Source organism: Burkholderia sp. AU33545 (assembly GCF_020419685.1).
In the GTDB taxonomy this organism is placed as follows: Bacteria; Pseudomonadota; Gammaproteobacteria; order Burkholderiales; family Burkholderiaceae; genus Burkholderia; species Burkholderia diffusa.
Window position 1 is genome coordinate 409,304 of record NZ_JAIZRQ010000003.1, and the last position, 16,325, is coordinate 425,628.

General features: G+C 69.0%; 13 protein-coding genes. 5 read left to right on the forward strand and 8 right to left on the reverse strand.

Features of this window, described 5'->3' with window-relative positions:
* Positions 1-13: 13 nt before the first annotated feature.
* The 5 genes from LGM71_RS11950 to LGM71_RS11970 all read right to left on the reverse strand — a co-directional run bounded on the left by LGM71_RS11950 (position 14) and on the right by LGM71_RS11970 (position 5,862).
* On the reverse strand, positions 14-2,293 hold the full coding sequence (locus LGM71_RS11950) for a xanthine dehydrogenase family protein molybdopterin-binding subunit (protein WP_226114927.1): 2,280 nt from the start codon (positions 2,291-2,293) through the stop codon (positions 14-16).
* 204 nt (positions 2,294-2,497) lie between these two features.
* Entirely contained in the window at positions 2,498-3,145 is a 648-nt protein-coding gene (locus tag LGM71_RS11955; RefSeq protein ID WP_226114928.1) for an isochorismatase family protein, read from the reverse strand.
* A gap of 19 nt (positions 3,146-3,164) precedes the next feature.
* Entirely contained in the window at positions 3,165-4,205 is a 1,041-nt protein-coding gene (locus tag LGM71_RS11960) for a hypothetical protein (protein ID WP_059598778.1), read from the reverse strand.
* Positions 4,206-4,252: 47 nt separating this feature from the next.
* Positions 4,253-5,083, reverse strand: a complete 831-nt coding sequence (locus LGM71_RS11965) for an alpha/beta fold hydrolase (protein WP_226114929.1) — start codon at positions 5,081-5,083, stop codon at positions 4,253-4,255.
* A 26-nt stretch (positions 5,084-5,109) separates the two neighbouring features.
* Positions 5,110-5,862 carry an Asp/Glu racemase gene (locus tag LGM71_RS11970; RefSeq protein ID WP_174908265.1) on the reverse strand — a complete coding sequence of 251 codons (753 nt, stop codon included), beginning with the start codon at positions 5,860-5,862 and terminating at the stop codon, positions 5,110-5,112.
* 298 nt (positions 5,863-6,160) lie between these two features.
* Between LGM71_RS11970 and LGM71_RS11975 the strand changes: the two genes are divergently transcribed.
* The 4 genes from LGM71_RS11975 to LGM71_RS11990 all read left to right on the forward strand — a co-directional run bounded on the left by LGM71_RS11975 (position 6,161) and on the right by LGM71_RS11990 (position 10,995).
* Positions 6,161-7,324: an FAD-dependent monooxygenase gene (locus LGM71_RS11975; protein WP_226114930.1), complete on the forward strand. Its 1,164-nt coding sequence runs from the start codon at positions 6,161-6,163 to the stop codon at positions 7,322-7,324.
* 192 nt (positions 7,325-7,516) lie between these two features.
* A complete protein-coding gene (locus LGM71_RS11980) occupies positions 7,517-8,023 on the forward strand; it encodes a (2Fe-2S)-binding protein (protein ID WP_124628354.1) in 507 nt (168 codons plus the stop codon).
* Positions 8,013-10,448: a c-type cytochrome gene (locus LGM71_RS11985; protein ID WP_226114931.1), complete on the forward strand. Its 2,436-nt coding sequence runs from the start codon at positions 8,013-8,015 to the stop codon at positions 10,446-10,448. The genes LGM71_RS11980 and LGM71_RS11985 overlap by 11 nt, the downstream gene beginning before the upstream one ends.
* 214 nt (positions 10,449-10,662) lie before the next feature.
* On the forward strand, positions 10,663-10,995 hold the full coding sequence (locus tag LGM71_RS11990; RefSeq protein WP_059524879.1) for a hypothetical protein: 333 nt from the start codon (positions 10,663-10,665) through the stop codon (positions 10,993-10,995).
* A gap of 112 nt (positions 10,996-11,107) precedes the next feature.
* Here the strand turns inward: LGM71_RS11990 and mmsB are convergent, their stop codons facing one another.
* From mmsB to LGM71_RS12005, 3 genes are all read right to left on the reverse strand, one after another.
* Positions 11,108-11,998 carry a 3-hydroxyisobutyrate dehydrogenase gene (mmsB, locus tag LGM71_RS11995; RefSeq protein ID WP_174908276.1) on the reverse strand — a complete coding sequence of 297 codons (891 nt, stop codon included), beginning with the start codon at positions 11,996-11,998 and terminating at the stop codon, positions 11,108-11,110.
* Between the two features lie 211 nt (positions 11,999-12,209).
* On the reverse strand, positions 12,210-13,736 hold the full coding sequence (locus LGM71_RS12000; protein ID WP_226114932.1) for a CoA-acylating methylmalonate-semialdehyde dehydrogenase: 1,527 nt from the start codon (positions 13,734-13,736) through the stop codon (positions 12,210-12,212).
* Between the two features lie 125 nt (positions 13,737-13,861).
* Positions 13,862-15,181, reverse strand: coding sequence for an MFS transporter (locus LGM71_RS12005; protein ID WP_226114933.1), 1,320 nt, complete (start codon positions 15,179-15,181; stop codon positions 13,862-13,864).
* Positions 15,182-15,337: 156 nt separating this feature from the next.
* Here LGM71_RS12005 and LGM71_RS12010 point away from each other — a divergent pair, with 156 nt between their 5' ends.
* Positions 15,338-16,291, forward strand: coding sequence for a LysR family transcriptional regulator (locus LGM71_RS12010; protein WP_124628345.1), 954 nt, complete (start codon positions 15,338-15,340; stop codon positions 16,289-16,291).
* The last annotated feature ends 34 nt before the right edge of the window (positions 16,292-16,325 follow it).

Genomic DNA, 16,325 nt, shown 5'->3' on the forward strand with positions numbered 1-16,325 from the left:
ACGCATACCACCCTTACACGGCGCGTGCTGCGACAGGCGCTTTCATACCGGGAAGCCGGCCGGCCTCGCGAAGCGCGGCGCGCACCGTCTCGGGCGTGAACGGCGGCGCGTAGAAGCGCACGCCGGTCGCGTCGAACAGCGCGTTCGCGACGGCGGCGGGCCCCGGCACCGACGCCGATTCGCCCGCGCCGAGCGGCGGCTCGCCTTGCCGCGGCATCAGCACCACGTCGACCTCCGGCACTTCGTCGAACGTCAGGATCGGATAGCTTGCCCATTCCCGCGACGCGACCTTGCCTTCGGCAAACCGCACACGCTCCTTCAGCGTGCGGCTCAATACCTGGATCACGTTGCCGTGAATCTGGTGGCGCACGCCGTCCGGGTTGATCATCGTGCCGGTGTCCTGGCCGACCGTCACGCGTTCGATGCGGATTTCGCCGGACACGCGATCGACGCTCAGGTCGACGATCCATGCGGACCATGCCGCGCCGAAACCGGGGAAGCGACTGTGCACGTAGCGCGCATACGCGACGCCGCGTCCGCGCACGACGCGCGATCCGTCGTGTTCATGGTTGCGGCCCGCGCGCGGCGTCCAGCCCGCGCGATCGGCCACGGCCTGCAGCAGTTCGCTCGCGCGCGTGTCCTTGAGATGCCGAAGCCGGAACGCGAGCGGATCGATGTCGGCCAGCGCCGCGCATTCGTCGACGAACGCGTCGTGCGCGAACGAGTTCGGCAACGCCGACACGCCACGCAGCCACGATGCGCGCACGAGCGGCGCGAGATCCTCGCAGACTATGCGACGGTTCGGGCTTTCATACGGCGACACGGCCGTGCGGTCGCCCATCTCGAATACGCGCGGCTCGGGTGCGATCGCGCCGGTCAGGAGCGTCGCGAGGAGCGGCGCGTCGTTCGACGGATAGCGGGTCGTGAAGTCGTAGCCCAGCAGGCGGCCGTCGCGCGTCACGGTGCCCGTCACCCGCATCAATTGCCCGGCGCCCTTCGGTTCCCACAGATGTTCGTCCGCGCGTGACAGTTGCACGCGCACCGGACGGCCGACCGCGCGCGACAGCAGCAACGCGTCGCCGCATACGTCGTCCGCGCCGTTGCGGCCGTAGCAGCCGGCTGCTTCCATTCGCACGATGTCGAAATCGGCCTCGTCGCGCGCCACGAGCGTCGCGAGGTCGTAGCGCAGCGATACGGGGTTCTGCGTGCCGGACCATACGGTGATCCGGCCGTCGCCCGGCGCGCGATAGTCGGCGAGCGCGCACGACGGGCCGATCGAGCCGTGCATCTGGAACGGCCATGCATAGGTGCGCGACACCGTGATCGTGTCGGGTTGCGTGCGTGCCGCGTCGACATCGCCTTCGTCGAGCAGCACGCGGCGTTGCGCGGGCGCGGCGGCGATCGCGGCCGCGGGCGTATCGAGCGGCGGCAGCGCGGGATGCGGCCGCCACGTGACGCGCAGCTGGCGCGCCGCGCGGATCGCGTGTTCCTCGCGCTCGGCGACGACGCCGACGAAATCACCGATCGCGACGACCGCGACGAGCCCCGGCACGTCGGCGACCGACGCGCGATCGACGTCGACCAGCGACGTGCCGACGAACGCGCCGCTGTCGTGGCCCGCATACGGCGGCCGCACGACGCGGCCATGCAGCATGCCCGGCACGCGCATGTCATGCACGAACGTGAGCTGGCCCGTTGCTTTCGCGGGCAGGTCGACGCGCGGCGACGATCGGCCGACGATCCGGTAGTGGGCGGGGTCCTTCGTGCGGGCGCCCGGGTCGAGCGTCAGCGTGACGCGGTGCCCCGCGACGAGCGCGGCGAACGTCGCGGCGTGCCCGTGTGCCGGCGCGGAGATCGTTCCGTCGTCGATGCTCAACTGCGCGAGGTCGACGGCGAAACGCTCGGCGGCCAGCGCCAGCAATGCGTGCCGTGCCTGCGCGGCCGCGCAACGCAGCGGCGTCGCGGAAATCTGGATTGTCGCGCTCGCGATGGTCGGACCCTGGTTCGGTGTCGCGGCCGTATCTCCGAGCACCATCGTCACGCGCGCGGGCGGCACGTCGAGTTCCTCGGCAACGATCTGCGCGAGCGACGTGCGAATGCCGGTGCCGAGATCGACGTGGCCGTTGAACGCGAGGATGCGTCCGTCGTCGAGAATCGCGACGAACACCTCAGGCAGCGCCGGCACGTACGAAGACAGGCTGCCCGGTTGGCCGGGCGCCGGCTTGACGGGCGGCGCGGGTGGCCGGATCACGGTCAGGCAGCCGTCGCGCGCAAGCAGTTCGGAGCGGTTCACGATCGAGGTGTCCTGTCGGGGAGGGGCGGTCGGCGGGCGCGCGGGCTTTGGTGCGCGGACGCGGCGTGCCGCGCGCGGGGTGACGGCCTGGGCTTGCGCGACGGCGCACGCGGTCAATCTAGGTCGCCAAAACCTCAGCGTCAATCACGGGCGGGTGAGGGGGGGCGGGCGACGGCCAGGCCGCCGCCCGCGCGGCGCGGTGGCTCAGCGCGCACGCACGGCATCGATTGCCGCGATCGCATCGTCGAGCGGCATCACGGCCGCGTATTTCTGCTGCATGTCGAACAGGTTCGCGTCATGCGGCGCGATCGCGCGATCGCCGACGCAATCTGCGAGCACGAGCGGACGGAACCCGTGCGACATCGCGTCGACCACACTCGCGCGCACGCAACCGCTCGTCACCGCGCCGGCAACGAGCAGCGTTTGTACCGCACGCTGCGCGAGCCAGGGTGCGAGCTGCGTGCCGAAGAACGCCGACGGCACGGTCTTGCGCACGACGAGTTCGCCGGCGGCGGGCGCGAGTTCGGGCACGATCGCGCTGTTCGGATGGTGCTCGGTCAGCGTCGCCATGCCCGGCACCTTCAGTGAGAACACGTTGTCGTCGCTGCCGTCGTCCGCATACACGATGCGGCTGTGCGCGACCGGCCAGCCGCGTTCGCGCGCGAGCGCGAGCGCCCGCGTCGTGCGCGCGATCGCCGGCGCGATGTTGCCGCCACCGAACGTCGCGGGATCGGCGAAGCCGACCACGAAGTCGACGATCAGCAGCCCTATGTTGCCGTGCGGCGGCAGCGGCGTGCCGAAACCCTGCTGGCGGTAGACGTTCGCTTCGGCGTGGTGGGAAAGATCGGTCATGGTGTCGGGCACTCGTCTGTCAGGCGGGTTGGTCGGTCACGCGGCCTTCGCGCACGACGGTCTCGCCGTCGAGCTCGACCGTGCAGCGGCGCAGCGGGATGTCGATATGGCAGGTCGTCGTGCGGCTGCCGCCGCCTTCGTTGTTCGGGCCGAGCGAGAACAGGAAGTTGCCTTCGAACGCGCGCGCATCCATCCCGATCGTCGCCTCGCGGTCGTACAGGCCGAGCGTCGACCAGCGGGCGCGCGGCTGCAACCCCCAGCCGATGTGCGAGATCGCATAGCCTTCGGGGTCGGCGAAGGTTTCCATGTAGTCGCGCAGCAGGTCGGCGTCGACGCCGCCTTCGATGCGCGTTGCGTAACCGCCTTCGACGGTCAGCGCGATCGGCTCGCTCACGTAGTGCTTCTGAGGCAGCAGGATGTCGCCGCGGTCGATCACGATCGTGCCGCGCGCGGTGCGGTCGTTCGGGTAGGTCAGCGCGAAGCCGCTCGGCCAGTGGTCCCAGCGGCCCGGCGCGTCGACGAAGCCGTATTCGGCCGTCGGCGGAAACTCGCCGAGCGGGCATACCAGCGCGGTGCCGGCGGCCGACGTCACGCGCATCTCGCGCGCGGCAGCGATTTTTTTCGCAGCGGCGAGCACGCGCGTACGGTCGGCCAGCGTCGGCACCATGCGCACCAGCACCTCGGGCGGCTCGACCGCGAGCAGGATCTTCGTGCCCGCTTTCAGGATGTCGTGCTGTTCGGGCGAGAACAGCAGCGTCATCAGGTCGAGCACGAGGTCGCTCTCGCGCAGCGCGGCGATCGCGGCCTTGTTGCCGGTCAGCGGCGTCGTGCCGAGATACGCGAGCGGGTCCCGGCTGAACGCTTTGTCGCCATTGACGGGCGGCAGGTCGAGCCGGTTGACGATCGCGCCCATCGATTGCGTCGCGATCAGCGCGCACGACAGCGTCTGCGGATGGGTGGCCGCGCTCGTCAGGATCGTGACGGTCTGGCCCGGTTCGAGGCGCGACAGCGTGAGGACCTGCTTCCACGCGTCGATCAGTTGGGTATCGCTGACTGGCATCGTCGGCTCCGGTAAAGGCGTGAAAGAAAGGGGCGGGCGCCGCGCGATCAGGCCGCGAGCGGCGCGCCGAGGAAATCGCCGAACGCCGCGTAGAAGCCCGCCGCGTTGTCCCACGGAATCATGTGGCCCGCGTCGGGCACGCGCACGTGCCGCATCGACGGCGTCGCGCGCTGCAGTTCGGCGACGTCGTCGTCGCGCACCACGTCGCCGCGCTCGGCCGTGATCAGCAGCGACGGCACGGTCAGTCGCGCGGCATCCGCGTGGAAGTCGTCGGTGTGGAAGCCTTCGTATGACGTGCGCACCGCGCGCTCGTCGCAGGTATGCAGCCATTCGGCGCGCAGTTGCAGTTCGGCATCGGTCCAGGTCGGGCAGAACGCGCGCATCCCTTCGGCGTCGGTGCCGGCGCGCGCGAGCGCCATCGAGTCGATGTACCACGGCAGCTTGCCCGGATAGTCGCGGCGGTTCGGGCCCGACACCGGGGGATCGACGAGTACGACCGACTCGAGCCCGCCGATGCCGCGCAGCGCCGCGCGCGCGGCGATCCGCGCGCCCATCGAATGGCCGACGAGGCTCGTGCGCGGCAGGCCGAGTGCGGCGACGAGCGCCGCGACGTCGTCGGCCTGCGCGTCGAGGCCGTAGTCGAGCGACGGCGACGCGTCGGACAGCCCGCGGCCGCGCACGTCGAGCACATAGGTGTCGAACGCCGCGCCGAACACGTCGCCGACGAAGCCCCACGTGATCGCGGGGCTCGTGATGCCGGGAATCAGCACGATCGCGGGGCGCGACGCGCGTGCGCCCGTCGCGCCGCCGTAGTGCAGATAGTGCTGGCGGATGCCGTTCGCGCGGACGTTCGCGCCGTACAGGAAAGTCGAGGGCATGGAGAGGCTCCGAAGTGGCGGGATGCTCAGTACGCGCCGGACAGCAGCGCGCCGGCGCCGGGTACGACCGGTTCGAGATCGAGTTCGCGCAGCATCGCGTAGGTCGTCGCGATCGCGGCCGTGATCACGGGCTTGCCCGTCATCGCCTCGACCTTCGCGACCGCCGGCAGCGACGGCATCTGCACGCACGCGGACAGGACAATCGCATCGGCGTCCTGGTACGGCAGCGTCTTCACGATGTCCGGCAGGCGTGCCGGGTCGTGACGGCCGACTTCGAGGTTGTCGGGAATCTCGAGCGCGCGGTACGCGATCACGTCATAGCCTTCGTTGCGGATGTAGTCGACCACGAGTTCGGTCAGCGGCAGCATGTACGGCGCGACCACCACGATGCGCTTCGCACCGATCACCTTCAATGCGTCGACGAGCGCGCCCGCGCTCGTCAGCACGGGCGCCTGCGCGCCGTTGTCCGCCGTGTGCTTCGTGAGGCGCGCCTGAGACACGCGGTGATAGCCGTGGCCCATCGCCATGATCGCGACGAGGCACGCGTAGCCGAGCACGTCGACGCGCGCATCGCTCAGCTCCACCGCGCAGCGGTCGGATTCGGCATCCATCGCCGCGAGTTCTTCCTTGACGACCTTCTTCATCCGCATCCGGCTCGAGTGATACGTGAAGCGCTCGGGCCGGATCGCCTCGCGCAACCGCAACATCGCGGGAATCTCGGTTTCCATCGTCGTGTTGGAACTCGGCACGATCTGGCCGATGCGGTAGGTCTTGTTCATGACGGGAGGCTCCGTGTCGGTAAGAGTGGGGCGGCACGCTGGCGCGAGATCGCCTGGTTTCGAGCAAAGTCTAGTGTGTACATTTGAAAATGACAATGGATCAAAAAGATTTCCGTCCGACCGTCATCGTTGATGAGTGTATGAATTCGTGAATTTATTGGTGTTTTCCCGAATAACGGGATTGCCAAAAACAATCCGCTTGTCCTGAATAAATTGAGTGTATACGCTACATACACGCTATTCAATCCGCCCGTTCTCGTACCGCGTTCGGCGACGGGCTCACGATCAGGAGATCCGCATGAGCAAACCCCGTATCGCAATCATCGGCGCCGGTCTCGGCGGCACGGCCGCCGCGGCGCTGCTGCAGCGCCGCGGCTACGATGTCGCGCTTTACGAGCAGGCGCCGGCGTTCTCGCGCCTCGGCGCGGGCATTCATCTCGGCCCGAACGTGATGAAGATCATGCGGCGCATCGGCTGCGAGGACGCGCTGGAGAAGATGGGTTCCCATCCGGATTGCTGGTACAGCCGCGACTGGCGGACGGCCGACGTGATGTCGAAAATTCCGCTCGGCGACTACGCGCGCACGACCTATGGCGCGAGCTACCTGACCGTGCACCGCGGCGATTTCCATGCGTTGATGACGCAGGCGGTGACGCCCGGCACGATCCGCTTCGGCAAGCGGCTCGCGTCGGTGGAGGACACCGGAGACGCGGTGCGCCTGACATTCACCGACGGCAGCGTCGAGACGGCCGACATCGTCGTCGGCGCGGACGGCGTGAATTCGCGGATTCGCGAGCATCTGCTTGGCGCGGAACCGCCGCGCTATACGGGCTACGTTGCGCATCGCGCGGTGTTCCCGGCATCGCTGCTCGGCAACAAGCCGTACGACATGTGCGTGAAGTGGTGGTCGGAGGATCGTCACATGATGGTCTACTACGTGACCGAGAAGCGCGACGAGTACTACTACGTGACGGGCGTGCCGCAGGCCGAGTGGCCGGAAGGCGTGTCGATGGTCGACAGCAGCCGCGATGAAATGCGCGAAGCGTTCGCGGGTTTCCATGCCGACATCCAGCATCTGATCGACGTGTCGCCCTCGATCACCAAGTGGCCGCTGCTCGAACGCGACCCGCTTCCGTTGTGGAGCCGAGGCCGTCTCGTGCTGCTCGGCGATGCGTGTCATCCGATGAAGCCGCACATGGCGCAGGGCGCGGCGATGGCGATCGAGGATGCGGCGATGCTCGCGCGCTGTCTCGACGAAGTCGGCATCGGCGATCACGCAGGCGCGTTCGCGCTGTACGAGGCGAATCGCGCGGCACGCGCGTCGAAGGTGCAGCTCGTGTCGCACAACAACACCTGGCTGCGCACCGACGAGGATCCGTCGTGGGTGTTCGGCTACGACGTGTTCGACGTGCCGCTCGTGTCGCCGTCGCCGTCGCGCGGCAACGTGGCGGCCGTCGCCTGACACGCGCCGTGTCCGAGCCGGATGCCACGCCGCCGTATCGTCGATCGATGCGGCGATACGCGCGCATTTCGGCGTGTTATACGTGAGCGGGTGCGCGACGCCGGCCATCGCGAGCCGGCGGCCGTGCCCGCCGCCGGCCCCAGGCATTGGCACGCCGGTCTTCCGGCCCGCGCCCCCATTCCGGACCCATTCATGTCCCATCCCGCTTCCCCGTCGCGGCCGCTCGCTTTTCGCGTGAACGGCATGCCGCACACGTTCGACGCAGCTGCGCCCGACGCGCCGCTGCTGCTGATCCTGCGCAACGACTGCGCGCTCAACGGCCCGAAGTACGGCTGCGGATTCGGGCAGTGCGGCGCGTGCACGGTGCTGGTCGACGGGCAGGCCACACGCGCGTGCGTCGTGCCGGCCGCCGCCGCGCACGGGCGCGACGTGACCACGCTCGAAGGGCTCGGCGCGCGCGAGGCGCCGCATCCGATCCAGCGCGCGTTCATCGACGAGCAGGCCGCACAGTGCGGCTATTGCCTCAACGGGATGATCATGAGCACGAAAGCGTTGCTCGACCGCAATCCGTCGCCGGACGATGCAGCGATCCGCGACGCGCTGCGCTTCAATCTTTGCCGCTGCGGCACGCACCTGGAGATCATCCGCGCGGTGCATCGGGCCGCGCGCTATCTGCGGGACGACGGCGATGAAGCATGACCCGAGCGTGCTCGCGCAGCCCGAAACGGATGCAGGCGATGTGCGATGCGATGAAGTGGCGGTGGGTTCGGCGCGGCGTGCGGACGACGCGGCGCGCACGCATCGCGCGCGTTACGAGTGGCCGATCGGCGATGCGCGCGCGCAGGCGTCGTTCGATGTCGAAACACGGACCGCCGCCGACGGCAGGATGACGACGTGGCGCTATCACGCGCAGGCATGCACGGTGGCGGACGCGCGGCGGACGACGGCGGAGGGCGGGGCGTCGACGTCATCGTCGCCGTTCGTCTATCGACATGCGCAGACGTCGATCGAGATGGCCGACACCCACCACACGATTCCGGGCCACGCGCACGCATTCGCGCGCGAATCGTTCGTCGACGAGCTGGCCGGTGCGCTGAAGCGCGATCCGGTCGCATTGCGTCTGCAGCATCTCGATGCGTCGCGCGATGCAGGGCCGCGCGAGATTATCCGGATGGTCAGCGAACGCGCCGCGTGGGGCGAACCGGCGACGGCGCGCATGCCTGACCGCTTGAGCGGACGCGGCTTTGCGTTCGACGGTGCCGGTGCGCCCGATGCGCTGTCCGCGGACGAAAACCCGCAAACCGATGCGGGCGGTGACAACGCCCACCACTGGTCCGCGTGGGTCGTCGATCTCGACGTCGATCGCGCGACGGGCGACGTCGCGGTGCGCCGCGTCGTCGCCGGGCAGGGCGCGGGCGAACCTGGGCAGGCGTCGATGGCGGGCTTGCCCGCATGGCAGATCGAGGCGGCGATTTCGCGCGTGATGGGCGCACGGCTGTCCGCACGGCCGGCCCATGACGAGACCGGCGGCGATGTCGCGCCGGATGCGATCGCGCATGAACTCGTCGCGTTCGACGCCGCCGCACCGGGCGCGGATCGCATCCGGTCGCTGTCGGCATACGATGCGCAACGGATCGAGCAGGCCGCTGCGCCGGCCGCGGCTGCGATCGCGAACGCGCTGCATGACGCGACGGGCGTGCGTTTTCGCGCGCCGCCGTTCGATGCTGCGCGCATTCGCGAGGCGCTGGCCCGGCCGGTGCCGGTCGATTCAGGTGAGAGCCATTCCGGCACGCCGCGTCGTGCGTCATCGCGCTGGCGCCGCTGGCTGGCCGGTGGCGGCGCGGGCGGGGTGGTCGGCGGGCTGATCGGGCTCGCGTGCGCGATCCTGCCGGGCCCGGCGCCGATTGCGCCGGTCGCGACGGGCGGCGCGGACAGCGCGATGTGGAGCGCGGCGACGCTCGAACGCGGCCGCCTGATTGCGCTCGCCGGCGATTGCGCGGTCTGTCATACCGCGCCCGGCGGGGCGCCCAACGCGGGTGGTCTCGCGCTCGACACGCCGTTCGGCACGATCTACACGACCAACATCACGCCCGATCTGGAAACCGGCATCGGCACATGGTCGTATCCGGCGTTCGCGCGTGCGATGCGCGAAGGCATCGGCCGCGACGGATCGCATCTGTATCCGGCATTTCCGTACACCGCATTCGCGAAGCTGAGCGAGCCGGACCTGCTCGCGCTCTATGCCTATCTGATGTCGCAGCCGCCGGTGACGCATGCACCGCCGAAGACGAAGCTGCCGTTCCCGCTCGACCAGCGGCGCCTCGTCGCCGGATGGAACTGGTTGTTTCACGATGCGCGGCCGTTCGCACCGGACCCGGCGCGCTCCGCGACGTGGAATCGCGGCAAGTATCTGGTCGACGGCGCCGGGCACTGCGGCGCGTGCCACACGCCGCGCAACGCGCTCGGCGCGGAACAGGGCGGGCGCGCGTACCTGGCCGGCGGCGAGGCCGAGGGATGGGTCGCGCCGCCGCTCATCGCGTCGCCGGCGTCGCCGGTGCCGTGGACCGAAGGCGCGTTGTTCGACTACCTCCGCACCGGTTTCTCCGCCCAGCACGGCGTCGCGGCCGGGCCGATGGCGCCGGTCGTCGCGGGGCTCGCGGCGCTGCCCGAATCGGACGTTCGGGCGATCGCGCATTACCTGACGTCGCTGTCACCGCCCGTCGATGCGGCCATGGCGGCCGACGCGGCGACCCGCCGTGCGCACGGTGCGGAAACCGTCGCGACGCTCGGCCTCGAGAGCGGCCGGCGTGCGTTCGATGCCGCGTGCGCGGTGTGTCACGCGGAATCGGGCGGGGTCGGGCATTTCGGCGTGCGTCCGCTGATGGGGCTCAACACGAGCGTCAGCCAGGCGGCGCCCGACAACCTGCTGCGTGTGCTGCACGACGGGATCGACCATCCGGCCACCGACGCGCTCGGCTACATGCCGGGCTTCCGCGACGCGTTCGACGACCGGCAGATGGCCGAGCTCGCCGCATATATCCGCGCGCGCTACGCGCCCGGTCAACCGGCGTGGCAAAACCTGGAGGAGGCCTCGGCGAGAATCCGGCAGGCGCGCTCGCACTGACCGGCGCACGTGAAGAAGGCGCACGGCGGCCGGGAAAAGCGACTCACGGGGCAACGCCAGGCGCGACGCGGCCCGTAAATCTTGCCTGGATCACCCATCGTTTAACCATTCGAAACAATGTGTTCACCGAAAAGGGCATGATCTCCGGCAATCGGGCAGGCATACTGTCGCCTATGTTGCTCAATGCCGTCGAATCGACGTGCGCTTGCCTCCCATGTCCATCCCTGTACCTTTTCGATCCCTGCGAGGGTTGACCATCGCGGCCGCTGCATGCTTGCTCGCCGCGTGTTCGACCGCTTCCGACGTGACCACGACGTCGAACCCGAACGTCTTCACCGTGACGACGCGCACGCTCGGCGTGTCGACGACGTGGGCCGACGCCCATGAAAAAGCCGTCAACGAAGCGACCAACTATTGCACGCAGCGCGGCATGCGCGCGAGCCTGAAGCAGGAGTCCGTGACCGGCGGCCGCCGCGTCGACGCGCGCTCGGAACTCGCGTTCGAGTGCCATCCGACCTTCGAGACGGCGTCGAACCCGCGCGGATAAGCGCTGCGTCGCCCGTGCGGCCGCGGCCTGCGCGCCCGCGCTGCTCCGGAAGTGAATCGACCCGCGGTGCCATTGATGGGCATCGCGGGTCGGCGCACGTCCGTCGGCCGCGTTACGCGGGGTGCGCTTCGTACAGCTTCACGCAAGCGGAGAAGTCGAGCGTGCCGAGCCCCTGCTGGCTCATCGACTGATAAAGCTGCTGCGCGAGCGCGCCCATCCACACCGGCTGCCGTGCGCTGCGCGCGGCTTCGGTCGCGAGCCCGAGATCCTTCAGCATCAGGTTTGCGGCGAAACCGCCCGAGTAGCCGCGCGCGGCGGGCGCCGCGTCGTTCACGCCCGGGTACGGGTTATATGCGTCCGAGCTCCAGCAGCGGCCGGTCGACGTGTTGATGATGCCGGCCAGCACGGCCGGATCGATGCCGAGCGCGGCGCCGAGCGCCATCGCTTCCGACACGCCCATCATCGAGATCCCGAGCAGCAGGTTGTTGCAGATCTTCGCGATCTGCCCGGTGCCGGTGCCGCCGCAGTGCACGACGTTCTTCCCCATGTCGAGCAGTACCGGGCGGATGCGCTCGAACAGCGCGCCTTCCGCGCCGACCATGAAGGTCAGCGTGCCGGCCTGCGCGCCGCCGGTGCCGCCCGACACTGGCGCATCGGCGAGCGGGAAGTCGCGTTGCGCGGCGGCGTCGGCCACTGCGCGCACGGTGCCCGGATCGATCGTGCTGCAGTCGACGAACGTTGCGCCGGCGCGCGCGCCGGCCAGGACGCCGTCGTCGCCGAGATAAACCGCGCGCACGTGCTGCGCGGCCGGCAGCATCGTGATCACCAGCGACGCGCGGGCGGCCGCCTCACGCGGCGACGCGGCCGCCGTCGCGCCCGCGCGCGTCGCGGCGTCGACTGCGTTCGCGTCGAGGTCGAACACCGTCAGGGCGTGTCCGGCCTTGAGCAGGTTGGCGGCCATGGGGCCGCCCATGTTGCCGAGTCCGATGAATGCAATTTCCATGTACAGGCTCCAGTGTCGACCGGACTTGGCGCTTTAGCGCCTAGTCCGGTCCCATGCTTCGCGGTCGACCGGACTTGGCGCTTAAGTGCTTCGCCCGGTCCCATGCTTCGCGGTCGACCGGACTTGTCGCTTCAGCGCTTGGTCCGGTCCCATGCTTCGCGGTCGACCGAACTAGACGCTTAAGCGCTTCGCCCGGTCCCATGCTTCGCAATCAGCGCAGCGCGATCGTCGTGTTCACGCCGCCGGCCGTCGCGTCGTCGTCGAACCAGCGCGCGGTGACCGTCTTCGTCTGCGTATAGAACTGCACGACCTGCTTGCCGTACGGGCCGAGATCGCCGAGCTTCGAGCCGCGCGAGCCGGTGAAGCTGAAGTAGGGGACCGGCACCGGGATCGGGATGTTGATACCGACCTGGCCGACGTCGATCTCGCTCTGGAACTTGCGCGCGGCCGCGCCGCTCTGCGTGAAGAGGCCGACGCCGTTGCCCATCGGGTTGCGGTTCACGAGCGCGATCGCTTCGTCGAGCGTGTCGACTTCCATCACGACCACCACTGGCCCGAAGATTTCTTCCGTGTAGATCGACATGTCGGTCGTCACGCCCGAGAAGATCGTCGGGCCGACGAAGTTGCCTTGCTCGTAGCCGGGCACCTTCACGTCGCGGCCGTCGAGCAGCAGCGCCGCGCCTTCCTTCACGCCCGCGTCGATCAGCGACAGGACGCGCGCCTTCGCCGCCTTCGACACGACCGGGCCGACGTCCGTGCCGGCTTCGGCGCCGGCGTTGACCTTCAGCGCCTTCGCCTTCTCGACCAGATCGGGCAGCCAGTCGCGCGCGCGGCCGACCAGCACGACGACCGACGTCGCCATGCAGCGCTGACCGGCCGCGCCGAAGCCCGCGCCGACCAGCGCGTTGATCGACTGCTCGCGATGCGCATCCGGCAACACGACCGCGTGGTTCTTCGCGCCCATCATCGACTGCACGCGCTTGCCGTGCTGGCTGCCGAGGTTGTACACGTGCGTGCCGACGCGCGTCGAGCCGACGAACGAGATCGCCTTGATGTCCGGGTGCGTGCAGAGGCGATCGACCACCGTCTTGCCGCCGTGCACGACGTTCAGTACACCTTGCGGCACGCCGGCCTCGATCGCGAGCTCGACGAGCTGCATTGTCGACAGCGGATCCTGTTCGGACGGCTTCAGCACGAACGTGTTGCCGCACACGATCGCCATCGGGAACATCCACAGCGGGATCATGCCGGGGAAGTTGAACGGCGTGATGCCCGCGCACACGCCGATCGGCTGGCGCAGCGTGTAGGTATCGACGCCGCCCGCGACGTTCTCCGCGAATTCGCCTTGCTGCAGCGTGCCGATCGAGCATGCGTGCTCGACCACTTCGAGGCCGCGGAAGATGTCGCCCTGCGCATCGGGCAGCGTCTTGCCCTGCTCGGCCGTCAGCGTGTGCGCGATCCGTTCGAGATTGCGGCGCACCAGATCCTGGAACTTCAGCATGATGCGCAGCCGCGCGCCGATCGGCGTCGTCTTCCAGGTCTGGAAAGCGCGCTGCGCGGACGCGATCGCGGCATCGACCTCGTCGAGCGTCGCGTACGGCACGCGGCCGATCACTTCCTGCGTCGCGGGGTTGACGATGTCGCCCCATTCGGCGCTTTGCGAATCGACGAACGCGCCGTCGATCAGCAGCTTGGCGGTGGGCAGGGCGAGGGTGGTCTGGGGAACTGCGGCGTTCATGGAACTCTCCGGGAAACGATGGTGCGACGAAAAAGGGGTGGCTTGCGTCCGTCGCGCGTGCAGCCACGGCGGACGGCAAGTCGTATGGAAAACCGGGTAAAGACGGGCCGGCGTGTGTCGATGCGTCAGGGACGTGCCGGCCGCATCAGTGCGGTACACACGAGCGCGAACACACCGAAGCCGACGAGGTACGCGATCACGTAGTGCGGCTGGCCGCCGCCGGCCTTGAGCAGCGACGTCGCGATCATCGGCGCGAAGCCGCCGCCGATCACGCCGGCGAGCTGCACCGACAGCGAGATGCCGCTGTAGCGGATCTCCGCGGGGAACTGCTGCGCGAACAGCAGCGACTCCGGTGCATAAAGAATCGGGAACACGACGCCGAGGCCGAGCACGATCGCCCACCATGCGTACGACGTCTGCTGCGTGCCGAGCATCATGAAGAACGGTGCCGCGAACGCGCACATCAGCACGAGGCCGATCGCGAACATCCGGCGCTGGCCGATGCGGTCGCTGAGATGCCCGCACAGCGGCATCGTGACGAGCGACAGCGCCGCGCCGGCCGTGATCGCGTGCAGCATTTCGGCCTTCGGCAGATGCAACTGCTGCGTTGCATAGGCGAGCGCGAACGTGACGACCATGTAGAACCACGTGTTCTCTGCGGCGCGCGCGCCGACGATCGTCAGCACCTCGCGCGGATGGCGACGCAGCGCGGCCGTCACCGGCGACTTCTCGGCCTTGCCCTGGCGCTGCATCTTCTCGAAGTCCGGCGACTCGGGCACCTTCGCGCGGATGAACCAGCCGAGGCCGACGAGCGCGATGCTCGCGAGGAACGGCACGCGCCAGCCCCACGACAGCATGTCGGCTTCCGGCAGCGCGGCCACCGCGGCCATCGCGACCGACGAGAGGATCAGCCCGAGCCCGACGCCCGTTTGCGGCAGGCTGCCGAACAGCCCCTTGCGACCCTTCGGCGCGTGTTCGACGGCCATCAGCACCGCGCCGCCCCATTCGCCGCCGACCGCCATCCCCTGCAGGAAGCGCATCGCGATCAGCAGGGCGGCGGCCCAGTAGCCGATGCGGTCGTACGACGGGATCAGCCCGATGATCATGCTCGGCACGCCCATCAGCAGCAGCGTGATCATGAGCATCGACTTGCGGCCGATGCGGTCGCCGAAGTGGCCGAATACGATGCCGCCCATCGGCCGCCCGATGAAGCCGACCGCGAACGTACCGAACGCGGCGAGCGTGCCGACGACGGGGTCCAGCGACGGGAAGAAGATGCGGTTGAACACCAGCGCGGCGGCGGTGCCGTAGAGGAAGAAGTCGTACCACTCGATCGTGGTGCCGGCCATGCTGGCCCAGCCGGCCAGCAGGTAGTGCCTCGCGGTGCGGGCGGGGGCCGGCGTCGCGACGGCTGCATGCTCATCGAGGGTGGATCGTGTCTGCATGGTGTCTCCGTATTTTTTGCCCGCGGCTCATGGTCCGCAGGTCACGGTCGAGTATAGTTATGCGCAGATCCACAATGTACCGACAAGAAAACCGGTTGGATGTGCATTTATGCATATCGACGGCCGGCCCGGAGATTCCTGCCCTTTTTCCCGCAGATGCGACACGCCACCGAGCCGGTTTCCGGCAACCTGAACTGGGACGACCTGCGCTTCTTCCTCGAAGTCGCCCGCACGCAGCGCGCGAGCGGGGCGGCGAAGCGTCTCGGCGTCGACTACACGACCGTCGCGCGGCGCATTCGCGCGCTCGAGGCGGCGATGGGCACGCTGCTGTTCGACAAGTCACGCTCCGGCGGTTTCACGCTGACCGCCGAGGGGCAGCGGCTCGTCGCGTATGCGGATGCGATGGAGACGACCGTGCAGTCCGCGTGCGACCAGGTCGCGAATACCGGCGAGGCGCTGTCGGGCCACGTGCGGATCGGGTCGACCGAAGGGTTCGGCTGCTTTTTCCTTGCGCCGCAGCTTGCGCGGTTTCGCGTCGAGCACCCGCACGTGACGGTCGATCTGCTGCCGGTCCCGCATTTCGTCAACCTGCCGAAGCGCGAGGCCGACCTGGCGATCACGCTCGAGCGGCCCGAGCGCGGGCCTTACGTGGTCACGAAGCTGTGCGACTACCAGTTGCGGCTCTATGCGACGCGCGACTATCTGGCGAACCACGCGCCGATTACCTGCACCGACGATCTCGCGCACCATGCGTTCATCAGCTACGTCGACGATCTCGCGTTCAGCAGCGAGCTGCTGTACCTGGAGCGCGCGGTGCCCGGCGCGACCGCCGGATTGCGCACGACGAGCGTGATCGCGCAGGTGTTCGCGGCGTTGCAGGGCGGCGCGCTCGCGATCCTGCCGTGCTTCATGGCGGCCACGCAGCCGGCGCTGGTGCCGGTGCTGCCGGACGACGTGGTGGTCACGCGGTGCTTCTGGCTGACGTGTCGCGAGGACCTGCGCAAGCTGCGCCGCGTGACGGCGCTGTGGGATTACCTGCGCGCGGCGGCGGACGCGAATCGGGCATTGCTGATGGGAGAGTCCGAGCAATTGCGATTCATCGGGGATTGAGCGCGGCGGTGCGTCACGGGCCAACCGTCCCGTG

Coding starts and splice junctions, on each gene's coding strand:
- LGM71_RS11955 (WP_226114928.1), bottom strand. CDS start 3,145: ATGACCGATCTTTCCCACCACGCCGAAGCGAACGTCTACCGCCAGCAG.
- LGM71_RS11960 (WP_059598778.1), bottom strand. CDS start 4,205: ATGCCAGTCAGCGATACCCAACTGATCGACGCGTGGAAGCAGGTCCTC.
- LGM71_RS11965 (WP_226114929.1), bottom strand. CDS start 5,083: ATGCCCTCGACTTTCCTGTACGGCGCGAACGTCCGCGCGAACGGCATC.
- LGM71_RS11970 (WP_174908265.1), bottom strand. CDS start 5,862: ATGAACAAGACCTACCGCATCGGCCAGATCGTGCCGAGTTCCAACACG.
- LGM71_RS11975 (WP_226114930.1), top strand. CDS start 6,161: ATGAGCAAACCCCGTATCGCAATCATCGGCGCCGGTCTCGGCGGCACG.
- LGM71_RS11980 (WP_124628354.1), top strand. CDS start 7,517: ATGTCCCATCCCGCTTCCCCGTCGCGGCCGCTCGCTTTTCGCGTGAAC.
- LGM71_RS11985 (WP_226114931.1), top strand. CDS start 8,013: ATGAAGCATGACCCGAGCGTGCTCGCGCAGCCCGAAACGGATGCAGGC.
- LGM71_RS11990 (WP_059524879.1), top strand. CDS start 10,663: ATGTCCATCCCTGTACCTTTTCGATCCCTGCGAGGGTTGACCATCGCG.
- mmsB (WP_174908276.1), bottom strand. CDS start 11,998: ATGGAAATTGCATTCATCGGACTCGGCAACATGGGCGGCCCCATGGCC.
- LGM71_RS12000 (WP_226114932.1), bottom strand. CDS start 13,736: ATGAACGCCGCAGTTCCCCAGACCACCCTCGCCCTGCCCACCGCCAAG.
- LGM71_RS12005 (WP_226114933.1), bottom strand. CDS start 15,181: ATGCAGACACGATCCACCCTCGATGAGCATGCAGCCGTCGCGACGCCG.
- LGM71_RS12010 (WP_124628345.1), top strand. CDS start 15,338: ATGCGACACGCCACCGAGCCGGTTTCCGGCAACCTGAACTGGGACGAC.